This is a genomic window from Streptomyces sp. DT190, assembly GCF_049846985.1.
Taxonomy (GTDB): domain Bacteria; phylum Actinomycetota; class Actinomycetes; order Streptomycetales; family Streptomycetaceae; genus Streptomyces.
On sequence record NZ_JBNCNM010000001.1, the window covers coordinates 353,296 to 380,224 of the forward strand.

Annotated in this window: 23 protein-coding genes, 1 tRNA gene and 1 pseudogene; 10 read left to right on the forward strand and 15 right to left on the reverse strand. The window is 72.8% G+C overall.

What is annotated here, in order from left to right:
* Positions 1–125: 125 nt before the first annotated feature.
* The 7 genes from galE to iolC all read right to left on the reverse strand — a co-directional run bounded on the left by galE (position 126) and on the right by iolC (position 8,301).
* A complete protein-coding gene (gene galE / locus ACPXCS_RS01555; RefSeq protein ID WP_425946067.1) occupies positions 126–1,226 on the reverse strand; it encodes a UDP-glucose 4-epimerase GalE in 1,101 nt (366 codons plus the stop codon).
* Positions 1,227–1,308: 82 nt separating this feature from the next.
* On the reverse strand, positions 1,309–2,094 hold the full coding sequence (locus ACPXCS_RS01560) for a GntR family transcriptional regulator (protein ID WP_425946068.1): 786 nt from the start codon (positions 2,092–2,094) through the stop codon (positions 1,309–1,311).
* Between the two features lie 22 nt (positions 2,095–2,116).
* Positions 2,117–3,610 carry a CoA-acylating methylmalonate-semialdehyde dehydrogenase gene (locus ACPXCS_RS01565; RefSeq protein WP_425946069.1) on the reverse strand — a complete coding sequence of 498 codons (1,494 nt, stop codon included), beginning with the start codon at positions 3,608–3,610 and terminating at the stop codon, positions 2,117–2,119.
* A gap of 44 nt (positions 3,611–3,654) precedes the next feature.
* Positions 3,655–5,526, reverse strand: coding sequence for a 3D-(3,5/4)-trihydroxycyclohexane-1,2-dione acylhydrolase (decyclizing) (gene iolD / locus ACPXCS_RS01570; protein ID WP_425946070.1), 1,872 nt, complete (start codon positions 5,524–5,526; stop codon positions 3,655–3,657).
* On the reverse strand, positions 5,523–6,416 hold the full coding sequence (gene iolB / locus ACPXCS_RS01575; protein ID WP_425946071.1) for a 5-deoxy-glucuronate isomerase: 894 nt from the start codon (positions 6,414–6,416) through the stop codon (positions 5,523–5,525). Before iolB ends, iolD begins: the two co-directional genes overlap by 4 nt.
* A 14-nt stretch (positions 6,417–6,430) precedes the next feature.
* The gene (locus ACPXCS_RS01580; protein WP_425946072.1) at positions 6,431–7,309 is read right to left on the reverse strand and encodes a Cgl0159 family (beta/alpha)8-fold protein; all 879 of its coding nucleotides are present in this window, start codon (positions 7,307–7,309) and stop codon (positions 6,431–6,433) included.
* A gap of 14 nt (positions 7,310–7,323) precedes the next feature.
* Positions 7,324–8,301, reverse strand: a complete 978-nt coding sequence (iolC, locus tag ACPXCS_RS01585) for a 5-dehydro-2-deoxygluconokinase (protein ID WP_425946073.1) — start codon at positions 8,299–8,301, stop codon at positions 7,324–7,326.
* Positions 8,302–8,624: 323 nt separating this feature from the next.
* Here iolC and ACPXCS_RS01590 point away from each other — a divergent pair, with 323 nt between their 5' ends.
* From ACPXCS_RS01590 to ACPXCS_RS01610, 5 genes are read left to right on the forward strand one after another with little or no spacing between them, the layout of a single operon-like run.
* A complete protein-coding gene (locus ACPXCS_RS01590; protein WP_425946074.1) occupies positions 8,625–9,644 on the forward strand; it encodes a sugar ABC transporter substrate-binding protein in 1,020 nt (339 codons plus the stop codon).
* Positions 9,644–10,720: an ABC transporter permease gene (locus ACPXCS_RS01595; RefSeq protein WP_365095556.1), complete on the forward strand. Its 1,077-nt coding sequence runs from the start codon at positions 9,644–9,646 to the stop codon at positions 10,718–10,720. Before ACPXCS_RS01590 ends, ACPXCS_RS01595 begins: the two co-directional genes overlap by 1 nt.
* 5 nt (positions 10,721–10,725) lie before the next feature.
* A complete protein-coding gene (locus ACPXCS_RS01600) occupies positions 10,726–11,634 on the forward strand; it encodes an ATP-binding cassette domain-containing protein (protein ID WP_425946075.1) in 909 nt (302 codons plus the stop codon).
* 1 nt (position 11,635) lies between these two features.
* Positions 11,636–12,538 (forward strand): sugar phosphate isomerase/epimerase family protein, encoded by a 903-nt coding sequence (locus ACPXCS_RS01605; protein ID WP_425946076.1) that lies wholly within the window; start codon positions 11,636–11,638, stop codon positions 12,536–12,538.
* Between the two features lie 18 nt (positions 12,539–12,556).
* Positions 12,557–13,576, forward strand: a complete 1,020-nt coding sequence (locus ACPXCS_RS01610) for a Gfo/Idh/MocA family protein (protein ID WP_425946077.1) — start codon at positions 12,557–12,559, stop codon at positions 13,574–13,576.
* A 66-nt stretch (positions 13,577–13,642) separates the two neighbouring features.
* Here the strand turns inward: ACPXCS_RS01610 and ACPXCS_RS01615 are convergent.
* The 4 genes and pseudogenes from ACPXCS_RS01615 to ACPXCS_RS01630 form a co-directional block, all read right to left on the reverse strand.
* A pseudogene (locus tag ACPXCS_RS01615) lies at positions 13,643–14,658 on the reverse strand (Gfo/Idh/MocA family protein).
* On the reverse strand, positions 14,655–15,659 hold the full coding sequence (locus ACPXCS_RS01620; RefSeq protein ID WP_425946078.1) for a Gfo/Idh/MocA family protein: 1,005 nt from the start codon (positions 15,657–15,659) through the stop codon (positions 14,655–14,657). Before ACPXCS_RS01620 ends, ACPXCS_RS01615 begins: the two are co-directional and overlap by 4 nt.
* 42 nt (positions 15,660–15,701) lie before the next feature.
* On the reverse strand, positions 15,702–16,478 hold the full coding sequence (locus ACPXCS_RS01625; RefSeq protein WP_425946079.1) for an SDR family oxidoreductase: 777 nt from the start codon (positions 16,476–16,478) through the stop codon (positions 15,702–15,704).
* Positions 16,479–16,486: 8 nt separating this feature from the next.
* A complete protein-coding gene (locus ACPXCS_RS01630) occupies positions 16,487–17,644 on the reverse strand; it encodes a phytanoyl-CoA dioxygenase family protein (RefSeq protein ID WP_425946080.1) in 1,158 nt (385 codons plus the stop codon).
* Between the two features lie 109 nt (positions 17,645–17,753).
* Here ACPXCS_RS01630 and ACPXCS_RS01635 point away from each other — a divergent pair, with 109 nt between their 5' ends.
* Positions 17,754–18,785: a LacI family DNA-binding transcriptional regulator gene (locus tag ACPXCS_RS01635; protein WP_425946081.1), complete on the forward strand. Its 1,032-nt coding sequence runs from the start codon at positions 17,754–17,756 to the stop codon at positions 18,783–18,785.
* A gap of 248 nt (positions 18,786–19,033) precedes the next feature.
* On the opposite strand, the gene ACPXCS_RS01640 is transcribed toward ACPXCS_RS01635, so the two are convergent.
* Positions 19,034–20,197, reverse strand: a complete 1,164-nt coding sequence (locus ACPXCS_RS01640; RefSeq protein ID WP_425946082.1) for a Gfo/Idh/MocA family protein — start codon at positions 20,195–20,197, stop codon at positions 19,034–19,036.
* A gap of 110 nt (positions 20,198–20,307) precedes the next feature.
* Between ACPXCS_RS01640 and ACPXCS_RS01645 the strand changes: the two genes are divergently transcribed.
* From ACPXCS_RS01645 to ACPXCS_RS01655, 3 genes are all read left to right on the forward strand, one after another.
* Complete coding sequence (locus ACPXCS_RS01645; RefSeq protein ID WP_425946083.1) at positions 20,308–21,324, forward strand: LacI family DNA-binding transcriptional regulator; 1,017 nt, start codon at positions 20,308–20,310, stop codon at positions 21,322–21,324.
* 640 nt (positions 21,325–21,964) lie between these two features.
* On the forward strand, positions 21,965–22,303 hold the full coding sequence (locus ACPXCS_RS01650; RefSeq protein ID WP_425946084.1) for a hypothetical protein: 339 nt from the start codon (positions 21,965–21,967) through the stop codon (positions 22,301–22,303).
* Between the two features lie 44 nt (positions 22,304–22,347).
* Positions 22,348–22,421: transfer RNA gene (locus ACPXCS_RS01655), tRNA-Pro, on the forward strand.
* Positions 22,422–22,488: 67 nt separating this feature from the next.
* Here the strand turns inward: ACPXCS_RS01655 and ACPXCS_RS01660 are convergent.
* Positions 22,489–22,710 (reverse strand): hypothetical protein, encoded by a 222-nt coding sequence (locus ACPXCS_RS01660; protein ID WP_425946085.1) that lies wholly within the window; start codon positions 22,708–22,710, stop codon positions 22,489–22,491.
* Positions 22,703–23,410 carry a DsbA family oxidoreductase gene (locus ACPXCS_RS01665; RefSeq protein WP_425946086.1) on the reverse strand — a complete coding sequence of 236 codons (708 nt, stop codon included), beginning with the start codon at positions 23,408–23,410 and terminating at the stop codon, positions 22,703–22,705. Before ACPXCS_RS01665 ends, ACPXCS_RS01660 begins: the two co-directional genes overlap by 8 nt.
* A 355-nt stretch (positions 23,411–23,765) precedes the next feature.
* Here ACPXCS_RS01665 and ACPXCS_RS01670 point away from each other — a divergent pair, with 355 nt between their 5' ends.
* Positions 23,766–24,977 (forward strand): IS701 family transposase, encoded by a 1,212-nt coding sequence (locus tag ACPXCS_RS01670; RefSeq protein WP_425946087.1) that lies wholly within the window; start codon positions 23,766–23,768, stop codon positions 24,975–24,977.
* Here ACPXCS_RS01670 and ACPXCS_RS01675 read toward each other — a convergent pair.
* Entirely contained in the window at positions 24,965–26,926 is a 1,962-nt protein-coding gene (locus tag ACPXCS_RS01675; protein ID WP_425946088.1) for a helix-turn-helix domain-containing protein, read from the reverse strand. The two genes, ACPXCS_RS01670 and ACPXCS_RS01675, sit on opposite strands and share 13 nt — an antisense overlap.
* Positions 26,927–26,929 lie beyond the last annotated feature (3 nt).

A 26,929-nucleotide genomic window follows, 5' to 3' on the forward strand; every position in this document is an offset into this window, starting at 1 on the left:
GGCGGGCACCGCACCGCGTCCGGTCACCGGGCGCCGGAACCGGCAGGACCGGCGGGGGGCCGGGCCCGGGCGCCGGACCGGTCTCACCGCACGGGTGGCGCGGAAGGACGGGGGCCGCACGGGGCCTACCCCTTCGTCTCCGGCCGCTGCGCGGTGTCCTCGTACCCGTGCGGGTTGAGTCGCTGGAACCGCCAGGCGTCCTGGCACACGTCGGCCAGGTCCCGGGTGGGACGCCAGCCCCAGGCACGCCCCACGGCCGAGGCGTCGGCGATCAGCTCGGCGACGTCCCCGGGGCGGCGGGCCACGATGTCGTAGGGGATGGGCCGGCCGCAGGCCCGGGAGAACGTGTCGACGACGTCCAGGACCGAACTGCCCGCGCCCGCGCCCAGGTTGTACACCTGCATGCCCGGGGCGTCGGCCAGATGGTCCAGCGCGACCCGGTGCGCCTCGACGGCGTCCATGACGTGCAGATAGTCCCGGACCCCGGTGCCGTCGCGGGTGGGGTAGTCGGCGCCGTAGACCGACAGCCTGTCGCGTCGGCCGACGGCCACCTGCGCGAGGTAGGGCAGCAGGTTCTGCGGGGTGTGACGCGGGACCTCGCCGAGGAGTCCGCTCGGGTGGGCACCGGCCGGGACGGGGTAGCGCAGGCAGACCACGGTGTAGTCGGGATGGCGGCGGCACACGTCCGCGAACATCTCCTCGCAGATCCACTTCGAGGAGGCGTAGGGGGTGCCGGGCCGGACCGGTGTGTGCTCGTCGTGCGGGCCGCTCCCGGCGTCGCCGTAGACCGAGCAGGAGGAGGCGTAGACCAGCCGGTGCACCCCGTGGTCGTGCATGATCCGCAGCAGCGCGGTGGTGCCGCCGACGTTGGTGTCGTAGTACGTGGTGGGCATCCGTGTCGACAGGCCCCCCGCCTTGTGCGAGGCAAAGTGCACGACGGCGTCCACGGAGTGTCGGTCGAAGACGGCCGAGAGGGCGAGCCGATCACGGATGTCCAGTTCGTAGACGGCGCCGACGAAGCGGCCGGCGATCCGTTCCACCCGGGTGAAAACGTGCGGTGTGCTGTTGGAGTAGTCGTCGACCACGATCACCTCGTAGCCGTGGTCCAGCAGCTCGACGCAGGTGTGACTGCCCATGAAACCGGCGCCGCCGGTGACGAGGACGGTCGTGGGTGCCCACGCGGGACCGGCTCCCCGGGCGGTCGGCGACTGGTTCCTGCGGGCCATGCCAGACTCCCGCTTCGGCTGCGGCGGTCACCGTATGTTTACGGTGTATATGTACGACTTTGTACCCGCGGCCGGGGGCGGGTCAAGGTCTCACCAGCAACTGGAAGTCGAACGTGTACCGCGACGCCGGGTAGACGTGGCTGCCGTACTCCACCACCCGCCCCCCGTCGTCGTAGGCCGTCCGCTCCATCGTGAGCAGCGCTGCCCCCTCCGTCTCCTCCAGGCGCACCGCCTCCTCGCGGGTCGCCGCGCGGGCGCCGACCGTCTGGCGGGCGCTGTGCAGGGTGATGCCCGCCGAGCGCATCATCCGGTACAGGCCCGTCGACTCCAGGCGGGCGCCGTCGAGGGAGAGCAGGGAGACCGGCAGGTAGTTGCGCATCAGGGCCACCGGGCGGCCGTGGGTGCGGCGCAGGCGTTCCAGGGCGGCGACCTCGCTGCCCTCGGGCACGCCGAGGGCAGCCGCCACGTCGCAGGGAGCCGGCACGACCTCGTTGCGCACGACCTGTGTGGTCGGGCCCTGCCCGGCCGCCTCCAGGTCGTCGTAGAGGCTGCTCAGTTCCAGGGGGCGCCTGACCCTGCTGTGCACCACCTGGGTGCCCACCCCGCGCCGCCGGACCAGCAGCCCCTTGTCGACGAGGGACTGGATGGCCTGGCGGACGGTGGGGCGGGACAGGCCCAGGCGTGCGGAGAGGTCGACCTCGTTGCCCAGGAGGTCGCCCGGGGCGAGGGCGCCGTGCTCGATCGCCGCCTGGAGCTGCTGCGCGAGCTGGTGGTACAGCGGCACCGGGGTGGACCGGTCCAGGGCGAAGTCCAGCCCGGTCAGCGCGGCGGCGGCCGCCGCCCGGGGCCGGTCACCGGCCTTCGCCATGGAGGGATCCCCTTTCCGGGTGTCAGGAGTTGCTCGGGAAACCGAGGTTGATGCCGCCGTCGGACGGGTCCGGCCAGCGGGTGGTGACGACCTTGCCCTGGGTGTAGAAGGCGATGCCGTCGTTGCCGTAGATGTGCAGGTCGCCGAAGAGGGAGTCCTTCCAGCCGCCGAAGGAGTGGTAGCCGACGGGGACCGGGATGGGCACGTTGACGCCGACCATGCCGGCCTTGACCTCCAGCTGGAAGCGGCGGGCCGCGCCGCCGTCCCGGGTGAAGATCGCGGTGCCGTTGCCCCAGCGGGAGTCGTTGATCAGCTTGATGGCGTCGTCGTAGCTCTCGGCGCGGACCACGCAGAGCACCGGGCCGAAGATCTCGTCCCGGTAGGCGTCCGCGGTGAGCGGCACCCGGTCCAGCAGGGAGACGCCGAGGAAGAAGCCGTCCTCGTGGCCGTCCACCGACAAGCCCGTGCCGTCGACGACGACCTCGGCGCCCTGCTCGGCCGCCGACGCCACGTAGGAGGCCACCTTGTCGCGGTGCTCGCGGGTGATGAGCGGGCCCATCTCGGACGCCGGGTCGTTGCCCGGGCCGATCCGCAGGGCCCTGGCCCGTTCGGCGATCTTCGCCACGAGCTCGTCGCCCGTGCCGCCGACGGCCACCACCACCGACACGGCCATGCAGCGCTCGCCCGCCGAGCCGTACGCGGCGTTGATCGCCTGGTCGGCGGCGAGGTCGAGGTCGGCGTCGGGGAGCACCAGCATGTGGTTCTTGGCGCCGCCCAGCGCCTGCACGCGCTTGCCGTGCTCGACGGCCTTGAGCTGGATGTACCGGGCGATCGGGGTGGAGCCGACGAAGGAGACCGCCTCGATGTCCGGGTGCTCCAGAAGGCGGTCCACGGCGGTCTTGTCGCCCTGGACGATGTTCAGCACACCGTCGGGCAGGCCCGCCTCGGTGGCCAGTTCGGCCAGGCGGAGGGAGGCCGACGGGTCCTTCTCCGACGGCTTCAGCACGAAGGTGTTGCCGCACGCGACGGCCAGCGGGAACATCCACATCGGCACCATGGCCGGGAAGTTGAACGGCGTGATGCCCGCGACCACGCCGAGCGGCTGGCGGATCGAGGCGACGTCGACCCGGGAGGACACCTGGGTGGACAGCTCGCCCTTCAGCTGCACCGAGATGCCGCAGGCCAGCTCCACGATCTCCATGCCGCGGGCGACCTCGCCGAGGGCGTCGGAGTGCACCTTGCCGTGCTCGGCGGTGATCAGCTCGGCGATCTCGTCGCGGTGGGCGTCCAGCAGCTCGCGGTACTTGAACAGGATCGCCGTGCGCTGGGCCAGGGACGACTGCCCCCAGCTCTCGAAGGCGGCCCTGGCGGAGGCGACCGCGGCGTCCACCTCGTCGACGGTCGCGAAGGCGACCTGCTTCTCCTGGGCGCCGGTGGCCGGGTCGTAGACGGGGCCGAACCGGCCGGAGGTGCCCTCGACGGGCTTGCCGTCGATCCAGTGGGTGATGGTCTTCATGGTGCGCAAGGGCCTTTCGGGGAGCCGGGGATCAACGGAGGGGGTCACAGGTGGCGGCGGCGTCCGGCCACCTGGCGGTCGTAGCGCTCGCGCGCCTCGACGGCGGCCTCGCGGGAGGCGGTCTCGGCGACCGGCACGTCCCACCAGGCCTCGGCCGGGGGAGCGGTCGGGGCCGGATCGGTCTCGACGTACACGCACGTCGGCCGGTCCGAGGCACGGGCCGCGGCCAGGGCCTCACGCAGCTCGCGCACGGTCTTGGCGCGCAGCACGTCCATGCCGAGGCTGGCGGCGTTCGCGGCCAGGTCGACGGGGAGCGGGGCACCGGTGAAGGTGCCGTCGGCGGCCCGGAAGCGGTAGGCGGTGCCGAAGCGCTCACCGCCGGTCTCCTGGGACAGGCCGCCGATGGAGGCGTAGCCGTGGTTCTGGATCAGGACGATGTTGAGCGGCAGGCCCTCCTGCACGGCCGTGACGATCTCCGTCGGCATCATCAGGTAGGTGCCGTCGCCGACCAGCGCCCACACCGGCGTGCCGGGGGCGGCCTGCTGCACACCGATGCCGGCCGGGATCTCGTAGCCCATGCAGGAGTAGCCGTACTCCAGGTGGTACTGGCGCGGGCTGCGCGAGCGCCACAGCTTGTGCAGGTCGCCGGGGAGCGAGCCGGCCGCGTTGATCACCACGTCGTCGTCGCCGACGGCGGCGTCCAGCGCGCCGAGCACCTGCGTCTGGGTGGGCACCGCGCTCTCGTCGGCGGCGCGGTAGGCGGCCTCGACGATCGCGTCCCAGCGGTCCTTGCCGGCGCGGTACTCGGCCACGTACTCCTCGCTCACCCGGTGGCCGGCGAGCGTCTCCAGGAGCCGTTCGAGTCCCGTCCTGGCGTCGCAGACCAGGGTGCGCGCCGCGAGCTTGTGCGCGTCGAGGCCGGTGATGTTGAGGTTCAGGAACCGTACGTCCGGGTTCTGGAAGAGCGTGCCGGAGGCGGTGGTGAAGTCGGTGTAGCGGGTGCCGACACCGATCACGAGGTCGGCGGTGCGGGCGAGTTCGTCGCTGACGGCCGTGCCCGTGTGGCCGATGCCGCCGAGGTCGGCGGGGTGGTCGTGGCGCAGCGAGCCCTTGCCCGCCTGGGTGGAGGTGACGGGGATGCCCGTGGCCTCCACGAACGCCTTGAGCGCCGCCTCCGCCTCGCTGTGGTGGACGCCGCCGCCCGCCACGATCAGCGGGCGCCCGGCCGACCGGATCGCCTCCACGGCCGCCGACAGCTCCACCGGGTCGGGCGCGGGACGCCGTACGGTCCACACGCGCTCGGTGAAGAACTCCTCCGGCCAGTCGTACGCCTCCGCCTGCACGTCCTGGGGCAGGGCCAGGGTCACCGCTCCCGTCTCGGCCGGGTCGGCCAGCACGCGCATCGCGTTCAGCGCCGAGGGGATCAGCGCCTCCGGGCGGGTGATCCGGTCGAAGTAGCGGGAGACCGGGCGCAGGGTGTCGTTGACCGACACGTCCGCCTCGACCGGGTGCTCCAGCTGCTGCAGCAGCGGGTCGGCCGAGTGCGAGGCGAAGTAGTCGCCGGGCAGCAGCAGCACCGGCAGGCGGTTGATGGTCGCGAGCGCGGCGCCGGTGACCAGGTTGGTGGCGCCCGGGCCGATGGAGGTCGTCACCGCCTGCGCGGACAGGCGGTTGAGCTGGCGGGCGTAGCCGACCGCCGCGTGCACCATGGACTGCTCGTTGCGGCCCTGGTGGAACGGCATCACGTCGGCGTACTCCACCAGCGCCTGGCCGACCCCGGCGACGTTGCCGTGGCCGAAGATCCCCCAGGTCCCCGCGATCAGGCGGCGGCGCACGCCGTCGCGCTCGGTGTACTGGGCGGACAGGAACCGCACCAGGGCCTGGGCGGTGGTCAGTCGGCGGGTGCGGGCGCTCATCGGGAGGTCTCCGGGGCGGTGTAGAGGGGGAGGCGGGGGTCGACGGGCTGGTCCGGCCAGGTGTCGCGGACCCAGGCGTGCTCGGGGTGGTCGCAGATCAGCCAGGCCCGCTCGGCCTCCGGGCCCGCCATGACGTTGAGGTAGTACATGTGGTGGCCGGGCGTGGCCATCGACGGGCCGTGCCAGCCGTCCGGGATCAGGACGACGTCGCCGTCGCGGACCTCGGCCAGCACGTCGGTGTCCCGGCCGGGTCCGGAGGGGGAGACGCGCTGGTAGCCGAGGCCGGGGACGCCGTCGTGCCCGGCGAACTCGAAGTAGTAGATCTCCTCCAGCACGGACTCCTCGCCCGGCCGGTGCTCGTCGTGCTTGTGCGGCGGGAACGACGACCAGTTGCCGCCGGGGGTGATCACCTCGACCGCGATCAGCTTGTCGCACTCGAAGACCCCGGCCGCGCCGAAGTTGTTGACCTGCCGTGAGCAGTTCCCGGTGCCGCGCAGCTCCACGGGGACCTCGGAGGCCGGGCCGTAGCGGGCGGGCAGGCGGCGGGAGCAGCGCGCGCCGGTCAGCGCGAACCGGCCGCCGGCCGCCGAGGCCACGGTCGCCCGGGCGTCGCGCGGCACGTAGGCGAAGTCGCTCACCGCGCTGAACACGTCCGGGCGGCCGTGGAGGTCGAAGGTCTCCCGGCCGGGGCCGTCGGCGCACATGACCGTGCAGGCACCGCTGAGCGGGACGACGATCCATTCGCTGTCGCCGGTGTCGAAGGTGTGGGAGCCGCCCGGCGGCAGCTCCAGCACGCGCAGGGAGGAATGGCCCCAGCCGGCCTTCTCGGGCGTGACGTCGACGGTGTAGGGGCCGCCGAGCGCCTTGCCGGCGGGAAGGTGGTACGTCATGTCATCCTCCGGGATCACAGCAGGCCGACGGCCGTGTCCACCGCTTGCTCCACGCTGCCCTCGGCCGGGTAGAGCAGCGACCGCCCGACGACCATGCCCTGGACGGTGGGCAGGCGCAGCGCCTTGCGCCAGCGCTCGTAGGCGCCCTCCTGGTCGTCGCCGACCTCGCCGCCGAGCAGCACGACGGGCAGCGTGGAGGTCTCCAGGACCTCGGCCATGTCGTCCGGGTCGTCGGTGACGGGGAGCTTCAGCCAGGTGTAGGCGGAGGTGCCGCCCAGGCCCGAGGCGATGGCGATCGACTTGGTCACCGCCTCGGCGGACAGGTCGTTGCGGACCCGGCCGTCGACGCGCCGGGAGAGGAACGGCTCGACGAACAGCGGCAGGCGCAGGGCCGCCATGGCGTCGATCGCCCGCGCGGTGGACTCCAGCGTGGTCAGCGAGCCGGGGTCGTCGTAGTCGATGCGGAGCAGCAGTTTGCCCGCGTCGAAGCGGAGCCGGGCGATGTCCTCGGCGCGGTGGCCGGTGAAGCGGTCGTCCATCTCGAAGGCGGCCCCGGCGAGGCCGCCGCGGTTCATCGAGCCCATGACGACCTTGTTCTCCAGCACGCCCAGCAGGAGCAGGTCCTCCAGGATGTCGGCGGTGGCGAGGACCCCGTCGACGCCGGGCCGCGACAGCGCGGTGCACAGACGCTCCAGCAGGTCCGCCCGGTGGGCCATGGCCAGGCGCCGGTCTCCGACCCCCAGGGCGCCGCGCGCCGGGTGGTCGGCGGCCACGATCATCAGCCGGCCGCTGTCGCCGATCAGCGGGCGGCGCGCCCGGCGGGCCGCCGCCTCGGCGACCGCCTCGGGGTGCCGGGCTCGCACCGTGGCGAGGTCGGGGATGCCGATGTTCAAGGAAGGACTCCGTTTCAGTGGCTCGGGCTCGGCGACGGCACCCCGGCGAGGAGGTCCTCGACCTCGGACGCGGTGGGCATCGCGGAGGAGCAGGCGAGGCGGGAGGCGACGAGGGCCCCGGCGGCGTTGGCGTGGCGCATGGTCCGCTCCAGGTCCCAGCCGGCGAGCAGGCCGTGGCAGAGCGAGCCGCCGAAGGCGTCGCCCGCCCCCAGGCCGTTGACCACCTCCACCGGCACCGGCGGCACCTCGGCCCGGGTGCCGTCCCGGTGCACGGCCAGCACGCCCTTGGGGCCCTGCTTGACGACGGCCAGCTCCACGCCCGCCTCCAGCAGGGCGTCCGCGCAGGCCTGCGGCTCGCGCACGCCGGTGGCGATCTCGCACTCGTCGAGGTTGCCGACCGCGACCGTGGCGTGGCGCAGGGCCTCGCGGTAGTAGGGGCGGGCCTGTTCCGGATCGCCCCAGAACATCGGGCGCCAGTCCAGGTCGAAGACGGTGGTGCCGGCCTTGTCGCGGGCCCTGAGGGCGGCGAGCGTGGCGGAGCGGCTCGGCTCCTCGCTCAGGCCGGTGCCGGTGATCCAGAAGACACGGGCCGCGCGGATGGCGGAGAAGTCCAGCTCGTCGGTGCGGATCTCCAGGTCCGGGGCCTTGGGGCGGCGGTAGAAGTACAGCGGGAAGTCGTCCGGCGGGAAGATCTCGCAGAAGGTGACCGGCGTCGGGTACGCGGCGACCGGGGTGACCCAGCGGTCGTCGACGCCGAAGCCCGTCAGCTCCTGGTGCAGGTACGTGCCGAAGGGGTCGTCGCCGGTGCGCGTGATCACCGCCGTACGGCGTCCGAGGCGGGCCGCGGCCACCGCCACGTTCGCCGCGGAACCTCCCAGGAACTTCCCGAAGCTCTCCACCGCGGCGAGGGGGACGCCGCTCTGCAGCGGATAGAGGTCGACCCCGATGCGGCCCATCGTGATCACATCGAAATCTTGTGCCGGCCCGGCCATGCGTGACCTCCTGAGGAAGCTGGGGATGCGGGTCCCGGGGCGCCCTGACACGGTGGGGGCGTGGCGTGTGCGGGACCTGCCGCCCCCCAGGTGTAGGTCCCGGAGGGCGGCGCTGTCAATACTTTGTACTTACATTCGGACCTGCTTGTGAAATGATGTCTTAACAAAGTATTGACAGCGGGCGCGGCAGGGACTTGTATCCCGTGCCATCGCAACAGTCGGTTTGCGGCATCATGATCCGGACTCCGTAAGGCTCCGGGACCACGGATCCCTTCGTGATCCCTTCCTTTCCCCCGCAGTAGCACAGTGAGGTGCCAGGAAAGATGGACCGCTCTTCTCACCCCCGCTCTCGCAGGTTCGCGCCCGTCGTCGCCGTCGCCGCGGCAGCGGCCCTGACCCTCGCCGGCTGCTCCAGCAGTTCCGGGGGCAAGAAGTCCGAGGAAGGCGGCGCGAACGCCTCGGCCGGCAAGGCCGACACCCCGCGCATGACCGTCGCCCTGGTCACCCACCAGGCGCCCGGCGACACCTTCTGGGACACCGTCCGCAAGGGCGCCGAGGCCGCGGCCGCCAAGGACAACATCAAGCTCATCTACTCCGCCGACCCGAACGCGGGCAACCAGGCCAACCTGGTCCAGAACGCCATCGACCAGAAGGTCGACGGCATCGCGGTCACCCTCGCCAAGCCGGACGCGCTCAAGGGCGTCGTCGGCAAGGCCGAGAAGGCCGGCATACCCGTGGTCGGACTCAACTCCGGCCTGAGCGACTGGAAGAACCTCAACCTGCTGGAGTTCTTCGGCCAGGACGAGTCCGTCGCGGGCGAGGCCTTCGGCAAGAAGCTGAACGAGGTCGGCGCCAAGAAGGTCCTCTGCGTCATGCAGGAGCAGGGCAACGTCGGCCTGACGCAGCGCTGCGACGGCGTGGCCAAGACCTTCGAGGGCAAGGTCGACCCGCAGAACGTCAACGGCACCGACATGCCGTCCGTGAAGTCGACGATCACCGCCAAGCTCAAGCAGGACCCGTCGATCGACTACGTCGTCGCCCTCGGCGCCCCCTTCGCGCTGACCGCGGTGCAGTCGGTCTCCGACGCGGGCAGCAAGGCGAAGGTCGCCACCTTCGACCTGAACAAGGACCTGATCAAGTCCATCAAGGCCGGCGACATCCAGTTCGCCGTCGACCAGCAGCCCTACCTCCAGGGCTACCTGGCCGTCGACGGCCTGTGGCTCTACAAGAACAACGGCAACTACAGCGGCGGCGGCGAGCAGCCCGTGCTGACCGGCCCGGCCTTCGTCGACAAGTCCAACGTCGACCGGATCGGGGAGTTCGCCGCGAAGGGCACCCGGTGATGAGCATGACCCAGCAGGCCACGCCGGCGGTGGACACACCGCCGGCCCCCGGCCCCAAGCAGTCCGACGGCCGGACCCGGCAGCGCCCGCTGGCGCTGCGGCTGCTCGCCCGGCCCGAGGTCGGCGTCTTCCTCGGCGCCGTCGCCGTACTCGTGTTCTTCCTGTTCGCCGCGCCGCCGGTGCGCGACGGAAGCTCGATGGCGAACATCCTCTACCAGTCGTCCACCATCGGGATCATGGCGCTGCCCGTGGCCCTGCTGATGATCGGCGGCGAGTTCGACCTGTCGGCCGGCGTCGCCGTCATCACCTCGGCCCTGACCGCCTCGATGCTCAGCTACCAGCTGACCATGAACGTCTGGGTCGGCGTGATCGTCGCCCTGCTCGTGTCCCTCGCGATCGGCGCCTTCAACGGGTGGCTGCTGGTCAAGACGGGCCTGCCGAGCTTCCTGGTGACCCTGGGCACCTTCCTGATCCTCCAGGGCGTGAACCTCGCGATCACCAAGCTGGTCACGGGCAACGTCGCCACCGACGACATCAGCGACATGGACGGCTTCGCGCAGGCGCAGAAGATCTTCGCCTCGACGTTCGAGGTCGGCGGCGTCAACGTCAAGATCACCGTGGTGTGGTGGCTGGTCTTCGCGGCCCTGGCGACCTGGGTGCTGCTGCGCACCCGGTACGGCAACTGGATCTTCGCCGTCGGCGGCAACAAGGACTCCGCGCGGGCCGTCGGCGTCCCCGTCACCTTCACCAAGATCTCCCTGTTCATGCTGGTCGGCTTCGGCGCCTGGTTCGTCGGCATGCACCAGCTGTTCTCCTTCAACACCGTGCAGTCCGGCGAGGGCGTGGGCCAGGAGCTCATCTACATCGCCGCGGCCGTCATCGGCGGCTGCCTGCTCACCGGTGGCTACGGCTCCGCGATCGGCCCGGTCTTCGGCGCCTTCATGTTCGGCATGGTGCAGCAGGGCATCGTCTACGCCGGCTGGAACCCCGACTGGTTCAAGGCCTTCCTCGGCGTGATGCTCCTCGGCGCCGTCCTCATCAATCTGTGGGTCCAGCGCACGGCGACCCGGAGGTGACCGCGATGACCAGCAACGAAACCGGCACCCACGGTGCCGTCCTGAAGGACACCCCGGCCGACGGCCGCCCCCTCGTCGAACTGCGCGGCGCGGGCAAGTCCTACGGCAACATCCGCGCCCTGCACGGCGTCGACCTGGAGGTGTTCCCCGGCAAGGTCACCTGCGTCCTCGGTGACAACGGCGCCGGCAAGTCCACCCTCATCAAGATCGTCTCGGGGCTGCACCAGCACACCGAGGGCGAGTTCCTCGTCGACGGCGAACCGGTGCGCTTCTCCACCCCGCGCGAGGCCCTCGACAAGGGCATCGCCACCGTCTACCAGGACCTCGCCGTCGTCCCGCTGATGCCGGTGTGGCGCAACTTCTTCCTCGGCTCCGAGCTGACCAAGGGCCCCTGGCCCGTGCGCCGTCTCGACATCGAGAAGATGAAGAAGACCGCCGACGAGGAACTGCGCAACATGGGCATCGTCCTGGACGACCTGGAGCAGCCCATCGGCACGCTCTCCGGCGGCCAGCGCCAGTGCGTCGCCATCGCCCGCGCCGTCTACTTCGGCGCCCGCGTCCTCATCCTGGACGAGCCGACCGCCGCCCTCGGCGTCAAGCAGTCCGGCGTGGTGCTCAAGTACATCGCCGCCGCCCGCGAGAAGGGCCTCGGCGTCATCTTCATCACCCACAACCCCCACCACGCCTACATGGTCGGCGACCACTTCAGCGTGCTGCGCCTGGGCACGATGGAACTGTCCGCCTCCCGCAGCGAGGTCAGCCTCGAAGAGCTGACCAACCACATGGCCGGCGGTGCCGAACTGGCCTCCCTCAAGCACGAGTTGGCGCAGGTCCGCGGCGTCGACGTCGAAGGGCTCCCCGAGGAGGGGGACCTCACCGCTCCCGTAGCCACGTCTTCGGAAGGAAAGTCCTGACATGGCGCTCGCGCTCGACCGCATCCGGGTCGGCTCCGCCCCCGACTCCTGGGGCGTCTGGTTCCCCGACGACCCGCAGCAGGTGCCCTGGGAACGCTTCCTCGACGAGGTCGCCGAGGCCGGCTACTCCTGGATAGAACTCGGCCCCTACGGCTACCTGCCCACCGACCCGGCCCGCCTCACCGAGGAGGTGGCCAGGCGGAACCTGAAGGTCTCCGCGGGCACGATCTTCTGCGGACTGCACCGCGGGCCCTCCGAGTGGGACTCCACCTGGGAGCAGGTCAGCCGGGTCGCCGCCCTGACCCAGGCCATGGACGCCAGGCACCTGGTCGTCATCCCGTCCTTCTGGCGGGACGACAAGACCGCCGAGATCCTGGAGCCCCCGGAGCTCACCGTCGAGCAGTGGCGCAACCTCACCACCGGCATGGAGCGCCTCGGCCGCGAGGTGAAGGACCGCTACGGCCTGGACATCGTCGTGCACCCGCACGCCGACACCCACATCGACATCGAGGAGCACGTCGAGCGGTTCCTCGACTCGACCGACTCCGAGCACGTCAACCTCTGCCTGGACACCGGGCACTACGCCTACTGCGGCGGCGACAGCGTCAAGCTGATCGAGACCTACGGCGAGCGCATCGGCTACCTGCACCTGAAGCAGGTCGACCCGGAGATCCTCGCGGACGTCGTCAAGAACGAGGTCCCGTTCGGCCCGGCCGTCGCGCGCGGTGTGATGTGCGAACCGCCCGCCGGCGTCCCGGAGCTGGGCCCGGTCCTCGCGGCCGCCCAGAAGCTCGGCGTGGACCTCTTCGCCATCGTCGAGCAGGACATGTACCCGTGCGAGCCGGACAAGCCGCTGCCGATCGCGGTGCGCACCCGCAAGTTCCTGAGGTCCTGCGGCGCCTGACGACCCGAAAGGACGGCCATGACGCAACGCGCCCCCCTGGGAGTCGCGGTCATCGGTACCGGACGGATGGGCGCCGACCATGTGCGCCGCATCCATGAAGTCACCAACGGAGCCCGGGTGGTGGCCGTCGCCGACGTCGACGCGGAGCGCGCGAAGGCCGTCGCCGCCCGCGTCGACGGCTGCACCGCCCACACCGACCCGGCCGCGGCGATGGCGGCCGACGGCGTCGACGCCGTCCTGATCGCCTCCCCGGGCCCGGCCCACGAGGCCACCCTGCTCGCCGCCTTCGAGCGCGATCTGCCCGTGCTGTGCGAGAAGCCGCTCACCCCCGACGCGGCCTCCGCCCTGCGCGTCCTCGAAGCCGAACAGCGCCTCGGCCACCGCCGGGTCCAGGTCGGCTTCATGCGCCGCTACGACCCCGAGTACGCCAAGCTGAAGGCCCTGCTGGCGACCGGCCAGCTGGGCCGCCCGCTGATGCTGCACAACCGGCACCGCAACGTCGCCAGCCCACCCTTCTTCACCAGCTCCATGCTCGTCACCGACTCCGTCGCCCACGAGGCCGACGTGACGCGCTGGCTGCTGGGCCACGAGATTACCGCCGTCACGGTGCTGCGCCCCACCCCCTCGGCCAGCGCCCCGGAGGGCTTGCAGGACCCGCAGTTCGTCGTCTTCGAGACCGACGGCGGCGCCCTGAGCGACGTCGAGATCTTCGTCAACTGCGGCTTCGGCTACCAGGTCCAGGCCGAGCTGGTCTGCGAACGCGGCACCGCCCGCGTCGGCGACGGCCACGCCCTGGTCACCAACATGGCCGGCCGCTGGGGCGGCACCATCGCCCAGGACTGGACGGAGCGCTTCGAGACGGCCTACGACCGCGAGGTCCAGGCCTGGGTCGACGCCACCCGCCGCGGCGTGGTCACCGGCCCGAGCGCCTGGGACGGCTACGCCGCGACGGCCGTGTGCGAGGCGGGAGCCCGGGCGCTCGAGGACGGCGGCCGGGTGGAGATCGAGCTGGCGCACAAGCCCGCGCTGTACGGGTGAGAGAGCCGGACGCGTGCGAAGGGGCCCGGGGTCGTCCCCCCGGGCCCCTTCGCACCTGTACGGGCTTCAGACCCGGGTACGCGGCCGGGGCTCCAGCCCGGCCTCCCGGTAGCAGGCGTCGATGAACCGCATCGTCGTCACCGCGTCGTCCGCGTCCAGCGGCAGGGGCGCCCCCTCGCGCACCCGGGCGGCGAACGCCTCCAGCTGGTACGCGTACGACGAGCGGGTGCCGAGGTGCTCGGTGCGCTCGCCCCGGGCCGTGCGGACCACGACACGGTCGTCCAGGTGGGGCAGGACGAAGTTCGGGGCCGTGGCCTCGCCCCGCGAGCCGACGATCCGAAGGCTCATGTCGAGCCCGCCGTACGCCATGTGGCAGCGGGCCGAACCGGTCGCGCCGCCCGGGAACTCCAGGTCGGCGTCGAGCCACTCGTCCACGCCGGGGGCGCCCGCGCGCTCGCCGGCCCGGGCCGCCGCCAGGCGCGGCGCGCCACCCGCCCAGGGGGCGAGCACGCGCACGGCGTGCAGGCTGTAGCAGCCGAGGTCCATCAGGGCTCCGCCGGCCAGCGGCAGCGACCAGCGCGGGTCGTCCTGGGCCGGCGCGGCGATCGTGACCATGGCCTCCACGTGCCGCAGTTCGCCGAGTTCGCCCAGGCCAGCAGCTCGTGCAGACGGCGGGTGACCGGGTGGAAGAGGTAGTGGAAGGCCTCCATGAAGACCGTCCCGGCCTGCTCGGCGGCGGCTCGGACCTCCGCCGCCTCCTCGGCGTTGCTCGCCGACGGCTTCTCCGACAGCACGTGCTTGCCCGCAGCGAGGGCGGCGAGGTTCCACGGGCCGTGCAGACCGTTGGCGAGCGGGTTGTAGACGACGTCGACCTCAGGATCGGCCACCAGCTCGGCGTACGAGGACACCACCCGCTCCACGCCGTGCCGGGCGGCGAACGCCTCGGCCCGGGCGCGGTCGCGGGCGGCCACCGCGACGAGGCGGTGGCCGGTCTCCCGGGCCGGGCCGATCAGGGAGCGTTCGGTGATCCGCGCGGCTCCCAGCACGCCGATGCGCAGTGGTTCCCGGCCCCGGCCGCTCATGCCTGCCGCACCTCCGCGACGGTCACGGGGCGGTGCTCCCGCAGCGACAGGGTGCACGCGTCGGCGATCCAGCCCGCCTCCAGGGCGTCCTCGATCGTGCAGGGGGAGGGGCGGGTGCCGGCCACGACCTCGGTGAACGCGGTCAGTTCGGCGCGGTAGGCCGCGGTGAAGCGGTCCATGAAAAAGTCGTGCGGGGTGCCCGCCGGGAAGGTCACGCCCGGCTCGACCGAGCGCAGCGGCAGCTTGTCCTCCAGGCCCACGGCGATGGAGTCCCGGAAGCCGTGGATCTCCATGCGGACGTCGTAACCACGGGCGTTGTGACGGGAGTTGGAGACCACCGCGAGGGTGCCGTCGTCGAGGGTGAGGATCGCGCCGGTGGTGTCGGCGTCGCCCGCCTCCTTGATGTACTCGGCGCCGCGGTTGCCGCCGACGGCGTACACCTCGGTCACCTCGCGCCCGGTCACCCAGCGGATGATGTCGAAGTCGTGCACCGAGCAGTCGCGGAAGATGCCGCCGGAGGCGGCGATGTACGCGGCGGGCGGCGGCGCCGGGTCCAGCGTGGTGGAGCGCACCGTGTGCAGGGTGCCGAGCTCGCCGCCGCGCACGGCGGCACGGGCGTTGACGAAACCGGCGTCGAAGCGGCGGTTGTACCCGATCTGGATCGGCACGTCCGTGCCCTGGACGGCCTTGAGCACCTCGACGCCCTCCGCCATCGTCCGGGCGACGGGCTTCTCGCAGAAGACCGGGATCCCGGCCTCGACCCCGGCCAGGATCAGCGCGGGGTGGGCGTCCGTGGCGGCCGCGACGACGATCCCGTCGACCCCGGCGGCCAGCAGCGCCTCCGGCGAGTCCACGACGTCGGCCCCGAACCGCTCGGCGGCGGACTTGGCGGCTTCGGCGAACGGGTCGGTCACGACGAGGGAGTCGACCGCGTCGAGGCCGGAGAGGGTCTCGGCGTGGAAGGCGCCGATGCGGCCGAGGCCGAGGATTCCGATACGCATGGGTGTTGCTCCTAGAGAGGGATGGGTGTCGTGCGGGGGTGCTCAGTCGAGTCCGCCGAGGACGTTCTGGTCCCAGTCGATCACCGAGCCGGTGACCACCCCGGACCGGTCCGACAGCAGGAAGACCACGAAGTCGGCGATCTCGTCGGGCTGTCCGAGCTTGCCCATGGGCAGCTTCGCGGCGGCCTCCTCACGCCAGTCGTCCCCGGCCCCGTGGAACGTCTTCTGCGTGGCGTCCTCGCCCTCGGTCGCCGTCCAGCCGATGTTGAGGCCGTTGATCCGGACCCGGTCCCAGCGGTGGGCGTGCGCGGCGTTGCGGGTCAGGCCGATCAGACCGGCCTTGGCCGCGACGTACGGGGCCAGGAACGGCTGCCCGCCGTGCGCCGACGACGTGATGATGTTGACGACCGTGCCGGGCGCCCGGCGCGCCACCATGTCCGCGACCGCCGCCTGCATCGCGAAGAACGGAGCCTTCAGGTTGATCGCGATGTGCTGGTCGAACAGCTCAGGCGTGGTGTCGAGCAGCGTCCCCCGGGACGTCAGCCCCGCGGAGTTGACCAGGCAGTCGACCCGGCCGTACGCGTCGGCCACCCGGGCCACGGCCGCCTTCGCCTGCCCGGCGTCGGCGAGGTCGGCGCGGACGAACATCGCCTTGGCCCCGGCGGCCGTCAGCTCCGCCACCAGCGCCTCGCCCGGCTCCGGACGCCGCCCGGTGACGGCCACGAGCGCACCCTCCCGGGCCGCGGCCCGCGCGATCGCGGCGCCCACCCCCTGACTGCCGCCGTTGACCAGGACGACCTTGTCGTCGAGAAGTCCCATGGAGTTCCTCAGCTCTCTCGTCGTTCGGCGGCGGCCCGCAGCTGCGCCCGGAACGCCTCGGGCGTCCACTCCTCGCGCAGCGCCCGCCGCATCAGGTCCGCCTGGGACGGCGGGGCCAGCCCGTCGACCGGCGGGTCGCTGTCGAGGTTGGTCGGGAAGGGGTAGCCCTCGGCGCTCGCCGCGACCACGTTCTCCAGCCACGCCCGGTCGGCGCCCTCCGCCTTGCGCTTGAGCAGGACGGGATACACGGCGTTCGCCACGGCCTGCCGGTCCACGGTCTCCATCGCGCGCCCGAACGCCGACGACACCTGCAGCAGGTTGGCCATGCGGCGGATGTCCGCCGAGCGGTTGGTGCCCGCCGCGTGGAACAGGGCCGGGTTGAAGAACACCGCGTCGCCCTTGGCCAGCGGCAGCTGCACGTACCGCGCCTCGAAGTACGCCCGGAACTCCGGCAGCCGCCAGGCGAGGTAGCCCGCCTCGTACTTCTGCGAGTGCGGCAGGTACATCGTCGGCCCGGACTCCACGGGCATGTCGCAGTGCGCGACCGCGCCCTGGAGGGTCAGCACCGGGGAGAGGCGGTGCACGTGCGCGGGGTAGGCCGCGGCGACGTCGTTCGACAGGAAGCCGAGGTGGTAGTCGCGATGCACGGTCTGCGCCGCGCCGCCCGGGTTGACCACGTTGAGCTGGGAGGTGACCTGGTAGCCGGGGCCCAGCCAGGCCGTGGAGACCAGGGCGAGGACGTCGTTGGCGTAGTAGTCGGCGAAGGCCTCCGCGTCGTAGAGGGCGGCCTTCTCCAGGGCGTTCCACACCCGGTCGTTGGCGCCCGGCTTGGCGAAGTGGTCGCCGGCCGTGGCGCCCGAGGCGCGCTGTTCGGCGATGAGCCCCTCGAACGTCGCGGTGGCCCGGTCCACGACCTCCGGGTCGGGGAAGGCACCCCGGAAGACGACGATGCCCGGGCCGCCGGACAGGGCCCGCACCAGCTCGGCCTGGACGACGCGGTCGCCTTCGAGCAGGCCGCAGTCGTAGACCGGCACGTTCCGCTCGACGGCGGAGGCGTGCGGATAGTCGGCGGGATCGGTCGCCTGCTCGACCAGCGCGCGGAACGCGTCGAGGTCGCAGTCCTGTTCGGACAGCCAGGCGCGGTGATGTACGGAAGTGAAGGACATCGTCGTCCCTTCAGGGGTCACGGAGCGACGCAGCCCTGTCATTCTTGTCAGTACAAACCCCTCGAACAACCAGCAGCGAGCCATCAAAAACCCCTCAAGGAGCCGGCGCATGGGCCACCCCTTCCCGATCCGTGAGATCGCACGTCAGGCGGGTCTGAGCGAGGCGACCGTCGACCGGGTCCTGAACGGCAGGGGAGGCGTGCGCGAGAGCACCGCGCGGGAGGTGCGCCAGGCCATCGCGGACCTGGACCGGCAGCGCACCCAGGTCCGGCTGGTCGGCCGGACGTTCATGGTCGACCTCGTGATGCAGGCACCCGAACGCTTCACCACCGCCATCCGGGCCGCCCTGGAGGCCGAGCTGCCGGCGCTGCACCCGGCGGTGCTGCGCTCCCGCTTCCACTTCCGGGAGACGGGCCCGATCGGGGAGCTGGTGCGGACCCTGGACCGGATAGCCCGGCGCGGCTCGCAGGGCGTGATCCTCAAGGCACCGGACGTCCCCGAGGTCACCGCGGCGGTCGGCCGGCTCGCGGCCGCCGGCATCCCGGTCGTGACCCTGGTGACCGACCTGCCCGCCAGCGCCCGGCTGGCCTACGTGGGCATCGACGACCGGGCGGCCGGGGCGACGGCCGCGTACCTCATGGGGCAGTGGCTCGGGGAGCGGCCGGGCAACATCCTCACCAGCCTCAGCAGCGGCTTCTTCCGCAACGAGGAGGAGCGCGAGATGGGTTTCCGCAGCGCGATGCGCGCCCGGCACCCGGAGCGCACGCTGGTCGAGATCGCCGAGGGGCAGGGCCTGGACGCCACCCAGTACGACCTGGTGCGGGCCGCCCTGGAACGCGACCCGGACATCTGCGCCGTCTACTCGATCGGCGGCGGCAACATCGCCACACTGCGCGCCTTCGACGACCTCGGCCGCGACTGCGCCGTGTTCGTCGCGCACGACCTGGACCACGACAACACCCGCCTGCTGCGCGAGCACCGGCTCTCGGCGGTGCTCCACCACGACCCGCGCCAGGACGTGCGCGAGGCCTGCCACACGGTCATGCGCGCCCACGGCGCCCTGCCCCCGGCGGGCCCGACGCTGCCCTCGGCGATCCAGGTGGTGACGCCGTACAACATGCCGCCGCAGGCGGCTGTGTGATCCGGGACGCGGGACCGGGCGTGGGGCCGGTGGCCGGTGGCCGGTGGACGGGGGCTGCGGGCCCGGGTGCCGTCTGCGGCGCCCGGGCCCGGCCGACGGCTGCGAGCGCTGCTGGGGGCGGGAGTCGGTGTCTGCGGAGCCGGGGTGACGGCCCGCAACGAGACGGGCCGCCTCGCCGGGCGCAGTACCAGCACCCGGCCGGGGAAACGGCTGCCGGCCCGCAGCCGGCCCCCGTCGGCGGCCGTGCGTCACGCCGGTCCGCTCACCTCCGCCCAGGTGCCGCTGTGCGCCGACCGCGCCATCGCGTCCAGCGCCGCCGCGCTGTGCACGGCGTCCGCGAGCGTCGCCCCCACAGGGGTGCCCCCGGCGATCGAGGAGAGGAAGCGGTACGCCTCGATGACCTTCAGGTCGTCGTACCCCATGGCGTTCGCCGCGCCCGGCTGGAACGCGGCGAACTCGCCGTGGCCCGGGCCGACGTACACCGTGCTGACGGACTGGTCCTGGTACGTCGTACCGCGGCTGATCCCCAGCTCGTTCATGCGCCGGAAGTCCCAGAACACGGCCCCCTTCGTGCCGTGCACCTCGAAGCCGTAGTTGTTCTGCTCGCCGACCGAGACCCGGCAGGCCTCCAGCACCCCGCGCGCCCCGGACGCGAAGCGCAGCAGGCAGCCGACGTAGTCCTCGTTCTCCACGGGGCCGAGCTCGCCGCCCGAGGCCCGGCTGTGACCCGCCGTCGCGCCGGTCGGGCGGGCCCGCTCCGGGAGGAAGATCGCCGTGTCGGCCGTGAGGGACACGATGTCACCGAGCAGGAACCGGGCCAGGTCCGCCCCGTGCGAGGCCAGGTCGCCCAGCACCCCGCTGCCCCCGCGCTCCCGCTCGTACCGCCAGGTCAGCGCACCCTCGGGGTGGGCCGCGTAGTCGCTGAACAGCCGGATTCGGACATGCGTGACCGTGCCGAGCTCCCCGGAGACGATCAGCTCCCTGGCCGCCTCGACGGCGGGCGCGTTGCGGTAGTTGAAGCCGACCGTGCCCTGCACACCCGCCTCGGCCACCGCATCCGCCACCGCACGGGCGTCCTCGGCGGTCAGGCCGACCGGCTTCTCGATCCAGACGTGCTTGCCCGCCCGGGCCATGGCGACGCCGATCTCGCGGTGCAGGAAGTTCGGCGCGGTGATGCTGACCGCCTGCACCCGGGGGTCGGCGGCCACGTCACGCCAGTCGCGGGTGGTGGCGGCGAACCCGAACTGCGCGGCGGCCTCCTCGGCCCGGCCCGGCACCTCCTCGGCGACCGTCACCAGCTCGGGGACGAGGGGCAGCTGCGGATAGTGGTGCCGCACACGCGCGTACGCCTGGGTGTGCACCCGCCCCATCCAGCCGAATCCGACGACGGCGACGCCGAGCGTGTCCACCATGAGAGCCCCTCTTTGGACCGTTCCAGAACCTGTCCAGGCCACCCTGGGCGCGGTTTCCCAAGGCTGTCAACCCTTTGACAAGGCCGCGCCCGCCATGGAACGGTCCAGGCATGAGACCGCCGACCATCCGAGACGTCGCCGAACGGGCCGGCGTCTCCAAGTCGCTGGTCTCACTCGTGCTGCGCGGCTCCGACCAGGTGCGCCCCGAGAAGCGGGAAGCCGTGCTCCGGGCCGCCGAGGAGCTCGGCTACCGGCCCAACGCCGCCGCGCGCAGCCTCAGCGAGCGGCGCACGCGCACCGTCGGCGTCCTCCTGAACGACCTGCGCAACCCCTGGTTCGTGGACCTCCTCGACGGCCTGAACTCCCTCCTGCACGCGCACGGCCTGCACATGCTGCTGGCCGACGCCCGGCTGAACCGCCGCACCGGCCAGGACCCGGCCGACCCGCTGCTGGACCTGCGCGTCGACGGCCTGGTCGTGGTCGGCACGCTGCCCGACCCGGCGGCCCTCGGCACGGTCGCCGAACCGATGCCGGTCGTGCTGGCCGGTGCCCGCGAGCCGGTGCCGCCCGGCGTGGACCAGGTCGCCGGCGACGACGAGCGGGGGGCCCGCCTGGTCACCGAGCACCTCATCGGCCTCGGCCACCGCCGCATCGCCCACCTCGCCGGCTTCGGGGCCGTCGGCGAACTGCGCCGCCGCAGCTTCGAGTCGACCATGCGGGCGCACGGCCTGGCGGACCACGCCGTCGTCGAGTCCGGCGACATGACCGAGGAGGGCGGCTACCGCGCGACCGTCCGCCTCCTGAACCGCCCCGACCGGCCCACCGCCGTCTTCGCCGTCAACGACATCACCTGCGTGGGCGCCCTCTCCGCAGCCGAGGAACTGGGGCTGCGCGTCCCGCGCGACCTCTCCCTCGTCGGCTACGACGACACGAGCCTGTCCCGGCTGCGGCACCTGTGGCTCACCACCGTCGACAACGCCGGTCACGACGTCGGCCGCCGAGCCGCCCGCTTCCTCCTCGACCGGCTGGAGCGGCCCGGGGGAGAGGGCCGGCTCCACCTGGCCGCGCCGACGCTCCGCATCCGCGGCACGACGGGTCCGCCGGCCGCCGCCGCCTCGGCCGGCTGAGCGGCTCGACCTCGGTCCTCGGGACGTCCCCCGCGACAGCGCCCCTGCGCTCTGCCGCCCGGCCGCCCCTGCGCCCGTGCCCGTAGGGCTGTCTGACCGTGTGCAGGTATGTCCGTGTGCAGGTATGCCCGTCCGCCCGTCACGACCGGGGGACAGCGCGGGGCGACGTCGCCGCCGGCGGCCTCCGGCGGCGCGGCCCGTGTGACGATCACCCCGCTCCCGGTGTGGGCCACCGTTCGCTCCGCCTGCCCGCGACGGCGGGTCGAGGTGGTGACCGTGGAGGAAGCGGTCGCCTTCACCGACGACGTCGTTGCCGCCGCCGATCAGCAGCACCGCGGGCCGTTGCTCGCCGCGCACAAGGGGGGACCGGGGCTTCACCGCCTTCGCCCTCGCGGGCGTGAGTTCCCTGCTCTTCATCGGCCTGGCCGCGCTCCGCTGCGCACGCCGGACGACGGGCGACAGCGCCGACCGGACACTCGTCGGCGCGCACCGATCGCGTGCGCCGTCGCGGGAGGCGCGCACGCACACCGGCCGGCGCGTCAGCGCGCGGTGCGTCTCCCGTTCCGCCGTACGCCCTGGTCAGACGCGCCTGTGGAGCTCGCTTATGGTGTGCGGCATATGCCTGGGAGTTGATGCCCGGGTGAGCGAGCGCGAAGGGGGACACGGGGTGGACGAGGCGGGGGACCGGCGGGTCCGGCGGACCGAGGCGGCCGGGGGTGCCGCCACGGCGCTGCTCGCCGTGGCGGCCTGCGCCGGACACGCGACCAAGGCGGAACTGCCCTGGTGGGCCGTGCTCGCGGTCGCCGTGTCGACGGCGGGGCTGGCCGGCTGGACCGGCGCCCGGATGGGCGGCCGGCGCGGCCCCCGCGAGGAGCCCGTGCCGCCCGGCGGCCACCTGCCCGTCCACCCCGGGCCGGGCACGGACCACGCGCACGCCCCGGAGTTCGCGCGGCTGAAGCCCCCGTCCCGTATGCGGTAGGGTTGACCTGCGCGATCACGCGGTTCACTCCGCGCGAGGCGCATCGGGACGTGGCGCAGCTTGGTAGCGCACTTGACTGGGGGTCAAGGGGTCGCAGGTTCAAATCCTGTCGTCCCGACTTGCTGCAACAGCAGGCCGGAGGCCGTGTCGGAAGGTGTCGGCACGGCCTCTTGCCGTGTTCCCCCTCAGGCGTCTTGCGCCGGCTCGCCGATTCCCAGCGCCACCAGCCGCCGATCGGCCTCCGGCCCGCCCGCGACCCGTTCCGCACCCGGCCCGGGCGGCCCGCCGGCCGTCCGCTCCGCGATCCGTTCCAGGTACGCGCGCACCGACACCCCCTCGGCCGCGGCCGCCGCGGCGAAACGGTCGTACGCGGCCGCCGAGATGGTCAGGTCCCTCGTCTCAGGCACCGGCGGGCTGCCTCCCCTGAGCCAGCAGGTCGAGCAACTCCCCGGCCCACGACGGGTCGTAGCGGTCGAGACGCGGCACCCCGCTCTCGTCGGGGTCCTTCGTCCACTCGACGTGCGCGCCCGGGTTGTGGGCCGCGTACCCGCCGGGCGCGAACAGATGGGGGCTGCCCTGCACGCCGGGGCCCTGGGCTTCCCGGAACTGCTCGTGGACCTCGGCCCGCCCGGCACCGCGCTCCAGGGCGCGGCCCAGGGCCTGTTCGTCCACGTGCTCGCACGCGGCGGCCACGTCGAGGATCTCCGGGAGGATGCTGACGCAACGGCTCTCGACGTAGAACGCGTGCCGCAGGGCGGCGTCCAGTTCGTCGCTGCCGCGCAGGCCGCCGATCGACGGGTCCTTCGCGGCCTGGACCGCCTCCATCACCGGCAGCATCGTCGACGGGTAGTCGTACTCGCGCCCCGCCCACAGGCGCCAGCCCAGATCCGGGCGGTGTGCGGAGATCACCACGATCTCCGGCTCCACGATGAACTTCGGTGTGGGCTGGTGGTTGAACAGCTCCAGCGGGAACGCCCGGTGGTCGATCAGCAGGTCCTGCCCGCGCTCGCGGGCCGTGGTGCGCAGCGTGTGCAGCGCGAGAGTGGCCCAGGGGCACCCCGGATCCGACCAGACGGTGACGGGCGGTGGCTCCGGGGCAGCGCTCATGGTGTCCTCCTCGGTAGTGGGACCACACCCGGGTCCCCGTCGGGTGTGCCGCGGCACGGAACTCCATGGTGACGCGCCTGCGGCGCCCCGCGCCCGACCCCGCCGCCACTCTGTCAAGTCCCCTTGGAACAGCCCCCGGCGAGGAGCTCGGCGACCGCGGCGGTGGTCCGGACACAGCTCGAAGGACGCGTTCCGGATGCGCGTCCCGGGGGCCGGGCAGGCGATGGTGGCCCGGCCACCGCCACTCGTCGCAAGTCCTGTGCTCCGTGTACCTGGGACCTGCACCCGGTGTACCGCACATTGGACGGGCAGCCCTTCGGATCGTCTTCGTCTACTCCCGATGGAGGGTCCGTTCATGAGTGTGGTCGCGCTGAGCCCTGACCAAGCGCAGAGTCCGACCATGCACGAGCCGCCGTACGCACCCCCGTGCAACGTGTCGCTGCCGGAGATGTGCTCACTGCTGTTCGCCTCCCTGCCCCGCAGCGACCAACGCCGCAAGGGCATGGAGTACATACGAGGTTTGCTGGAGGTGAGGGGACGCAAATCGATACGCAACATCGCCGCGCTCGCCGGGGGACAGGCGACGGAACAGAGCCTGCACCACTTCATCAGCGACTCCAGTTGGGAATGGGGGCCGGTGCGCCGGGCACTGGCCCGCTACGTGGTGAGTGTCGTCCCGCCACAGGCATGGGTGGTGCGGCCGATGGTCATCCCCAAGGCCGGGCGCCATTCCGTCGGGGTGGAGCGGCGCTTCTTCCCCGAGCACGGCCAGATGCTCAACGCCCAGCAGGCCGTGGGCGTGTGGGCGGTCGCCGAGGAGATGAGCGTGCCGGTCAACTGGCGACTGCAGCTCTCCCCGTCCTGGTTCGCCGAGGAACGCCGGCGCCGTGCGTCGATACCGGACGACGCCTCGGCGGAGACCCTGGGCGAATGCGCGCTCCAGGCCGTCCTGGAGACCGCGGCGTGGCGTCTGCCGCCCCGCCCCGTGGTGATGGACGCCCGCGGCGGCGACGTCGGCTCGACGGTGTCGGGGCTCCTCGGCCGGGGCATGCCGATGATGCTCCGGGTCGACGACTCCCTGCGGCTGTCGGTGGTGGACCCCGCGCTCAAGGGTTTCGACACCACGCCCAGGCCGGTGCGCCAGATCATGGGCGCGAGCCGCGGCCTGCAGCGGCCGGTGGTGTGGCCGGACGGCAACGGGACAGCGGTCCGGCGCTCCGGGCTCGTCACCGCCGTCCGCGTGGCGCTGCCCGGCCCGGCGGGCCGGCGGACCGGAACCGGGCCGTGTGACCTGCTCCTGCTCGGGATCGGCAGCGACGACCGGCGGCGGCCGCGTGAGGTGTGGCTGACGGACCTGACGTCGGTCCCGCCCGCGTTCTGGATGCGGCTGCGGGGGATGGTCCGCCGGGTCGACCAGGACTTCGTCCGGGCCGCCGACCAGGTGGGGCTCCGCGACTTCGCCGGACGCTCCTACCGCGGCTGGCACCGGCACGTCACCCTGGCCTCGGCCGCGCACGCCCTGGCGGCCCTGGGCGACACCGACGACGAGCTCGACTACGCGTCCTGATCACCGGCGGCGTCCCCGGCCGGCTCCTCGCGCTCCCGCAGCACCCTCCGTATCCGGGACATGCGGAGCGCGAGCTGGATCTCCAGGGCCCGTTCGGGCCGTTGCCAGTCGGGGCCGATCAGGTCACCGATGCGCTCCAGCCGGCGGGCCACGGTGTTGGGGTGCACGTGGAGCTTCTCGGCCGCGTACGTCGGGCTCCCGCCGGTGTCGAAGTAGGCGTCCAGCGTGCGGACCAGCTCCGTCAGCCGCTGCTCGTCGTAGTCGAGCACGGCACCGATCGTGCTCTGGATGAACCTTTCGGCATCCACCCGGTCCGAGAGCAGCAGGCCCACGAAGCCCATCTCGTGGGTCGAGGCCGAGGTTCCGGTGGCGCCCAGGGCGGTCATCGCGTCGAGGCAGCGTGCCGCTTCCCGGTACCCGTGGAGGACCGCGCCGGGGTCCGACACGGGTCCGGAGCCGCTGACCGTGGGCGGACGGCCGGGCAGGGACGACAGTTCGTCGTGCACCGTCCGGGCGGCGGCGCCCGGGTCGGTGCCCGGCAGCAGCAGCACGATGTCGCCCTCGTGCGTGGTGTGCAGCCCGTTCTCCCGGCGCGCGCAGGACGACGCCCGGGTCACCGCGTGCGGCTGCGCGTCCCCCTCGAAACGGGCGATCACGACGACGTGCGGCTGGTCCAGGCCGATGCCGAGCCGGCGGGCGCGCCGCTCCAGCAGGTCCCGGGGCCGGGGCACGCTGATCAGCAGATCGTCGAGCAGTTCGTCCCGGAACTGCCCCTCCACGACCGTGCCGCCGCCCTCCTGGAGGGAGAGCAGCACCGCGGCCGCCCGAGCCGCGCACCGCAGCATTTCCGCGGTCTCGCCGGACAGCGTGGGACCGGCCTGGACGTACAGGGCGCCCAGGTGGTGACTGCCGGCCAGGAGCGGCACGGACCAGATGCCGCCGTCCAGGAGGGCGGGGGAGGAGGGCGGCAGCAGACCGGTGCCCTTCGCGGCGCGGGTGAACTCCTCCCGCGCGGTCTCGGACAGGTCCCCACAGGCCGCGATCGCCGTGCCCTGCGGACCGCACAGCAGCACGGGAGCACCCAGCCTGAGGTGGCACTCCTCCACCAGCAGCTGCGGATCGCAGCCCCCGAGCACCAGGTCGAGCAGCGCCCCCTGCGTGGCGACCAGCCCGCGCGCGTCGGCCAGTTCGGCCTCCGCGCCGAACGCCCGCTCCCGCAGGGCCGCCGCCTCCTCCCGCGTCTCGTCCAGGTGCAGGGCCCGGTCCAGGGCCACACCGCCGATCTCGGCGAGCATGTTCACGAGCGCCGTCTCGTCGGCGGAGAAGTGGCGCACGCTGCGGTCCGCCACGTGCAGCGATCCCTCGGTGCCGGCGGCGCGGCTCAACGGCACGGCGAGGACGGCGTGCAGCCCTTCCGCGTTGATCCACTGGTCGAGTTCGTCGGCGTGCCGGAAACTGTCGTCCGTCAGGTAGTCGGAGGTCCACAGCGGCGCCCGGTGCGCCAGCACGGCGGACGCCAGCCCGGCTCCCCTCGGTAATTGCACCCGCGTGTTCAGCATCGTGACGTGCCCGTCGAGCGAGTGCAGCCGGAACCCCCCGCCGTCGTCGGAGGGCAGGGTGACCCAGGAGACGTCGGCGCCCAGCAGCAGCCGCGCCCGGCGGGTGATGATCTTGAGGGTGTCCTCGACGGTGTGCGGGCTCGCCAGGTCGGCGGCGGTGTCGACGAGCGTGGCGAGGGCGGCGCTCCACTGCTGGCGGCGCTCCAGCCGGGCCTGGATGTCCAGGGCCAGCCGTTTGGTCTGCTCCACCCTGCGCAGGTCGGCGCCGGTCACGCCCTGTCTGCGGGCCTCCTCGACCACCGCTTCGAAGCGGTTGGCCGGCCCGTCACCGGCCAGCAGGTCCAGCAGGGCCAGCACGGCCGCCACGGATTCGTCCTTCTTCTGCGACACGAG

Excerpts from the sequence above, each read along its gene's own strand:
- galE (WP_425946067.1), bottom strand. The coding sequence starts at position 1,226 with ATGGCCCGCAGGAACCAGTCGCCGACCGCCCGGGGAGCCGGTCCCGCG.
- ACPXCS_RS01560 (WP_425946068.1), bottom strand. The coding sequence starts at position 2,094 with ATGGCGAAGGCCGGTGACCGGCCCCGGGCGGCGGCCGCCGCCGCGCTG.
- ACPXCS_RS01565 (WP_425946069.1), bottom strand. The coding sequence starts at position 3,610 with ATGAAGACCATCACCCACTGGATCGACGGCAAGCCCGTCGAGGGCACC.
- iolD (WP_425946070.1), bottom strand. The coding sequence starts at position 5,526 with ATGAGCGCCCGCACCCGCCGACTGACCACCGCCCAGGCCCTGGTGCGG.
- iolB (WP_425946071.1), bottom strand. The coding sequence starts at position 6,416 with ATGACGTACCACCTTCCCGCCGGCAAGGCGCTCGGCGGCCCCTACACC.
- iolC (WP_425946073.1), bottom strand. The coding sequence starts at position 8,301 with ATGGCCGGGCCGGCACAAGATTTCGATGTGATCACGATGGGCCGCATC.
- ACPXCS_RS01590 (WP_425946074.1), top strand. The coding sequence starts at position 8,625 with ATGGACCGCTCTTCTCACCCCCGCTCTCGCAGGTTCGCGCCCGTCGTC.
- ACPXCS_RS01595 (WP_365095556.1), top strand. The coding sequence starts at position 9,644 with ATGAGCATGACCCAGCAGGCCACGCCGGCGGTGGACACACCGCCGGCC.
- ACPXCS_RS01600 (WP_425946075.1), top strand. The coding sequence starts at position 10,726 with ATGACCAGCAACGAAACCGGCACCCACGGTGCCGTCCTGAAGGACACC.
- ACPXCS_RS01605 (WP_425946076.1), top strand. The coding sequence starts at position 11,636 with ATGGCGCTCGCGCTCGACCGCATCCGGGTCGGCTCCGCCCCCGACTCC.
- ACPXCS_RS01610 (WP_425946077.1), top strand. The coding sequence starts at position 12,557 with ATGACGCAACGCGCCCCCCTGGGAGTCGCGGTCATCGGTACCGGACGG.
- ACPXCS_RS01620 (WP_425946078.1), bottom strand. The coding sequence starts at position 15,659 with ATGCGTATCGGAATCCTCGGCCTCGGCCGCATCGGCGCCTTCCACGCC.
- ACPXCS_RS01625 (WP_425946079.1), bottom strand. The coding sequence starts at position 16,478 with ATGGGACTTCTCGACGACAAGGTCGTCCTGGTCAACGGCGGCAGTCAG.
- ACPXCS_RS01630 (WP_425946080.1), bottom strand. The coding sequence starts at position 17,644 with ATGTCCTTCACTTCCGTACATCACCGCGCCTGGCTGTCCGAACAGGAC.
- ACPXCS_RS01635 (WP_425946081.1), top strand. The coding sequence starts at position 17,754 with ATGGGCCACCCCTTCCCGATCCGTGAGATCGCACGTCAGGCGGGTCTG.
- ACPXCS_RS01640 (WP_425946082.1), bottom strand. The coding sequence starts at position 20,197 with ATGGTGGACACGCTCGGCGTCGCCGTCGTCGGATTCGGCTGGATGGGG.
- ACPXCS_RS01645 (WP_425946083.1), top strand. The coding sequence starts at position 20,308 with ATGAGACCGCCGACCATCCGAGACGTCGCCGAACGGGCCGGCGTCTCC.
- ACPXCS_RS01665 (WP_425946086.1), bottom strand. The coding sequence starts at position 23,410 with ATGAGCGCTGCCCCGGAGCCACCGCCCGTCACCGTCTGGTCGGATCCG.
- ACPXCS_RS01670 (WP_425946087.1), top strand. The coding sequence starts at position 23,766 with ATGAGTGTGGTCGCGCTGAGCCCTGACCAAGCGCAGAGTCCGACCATG.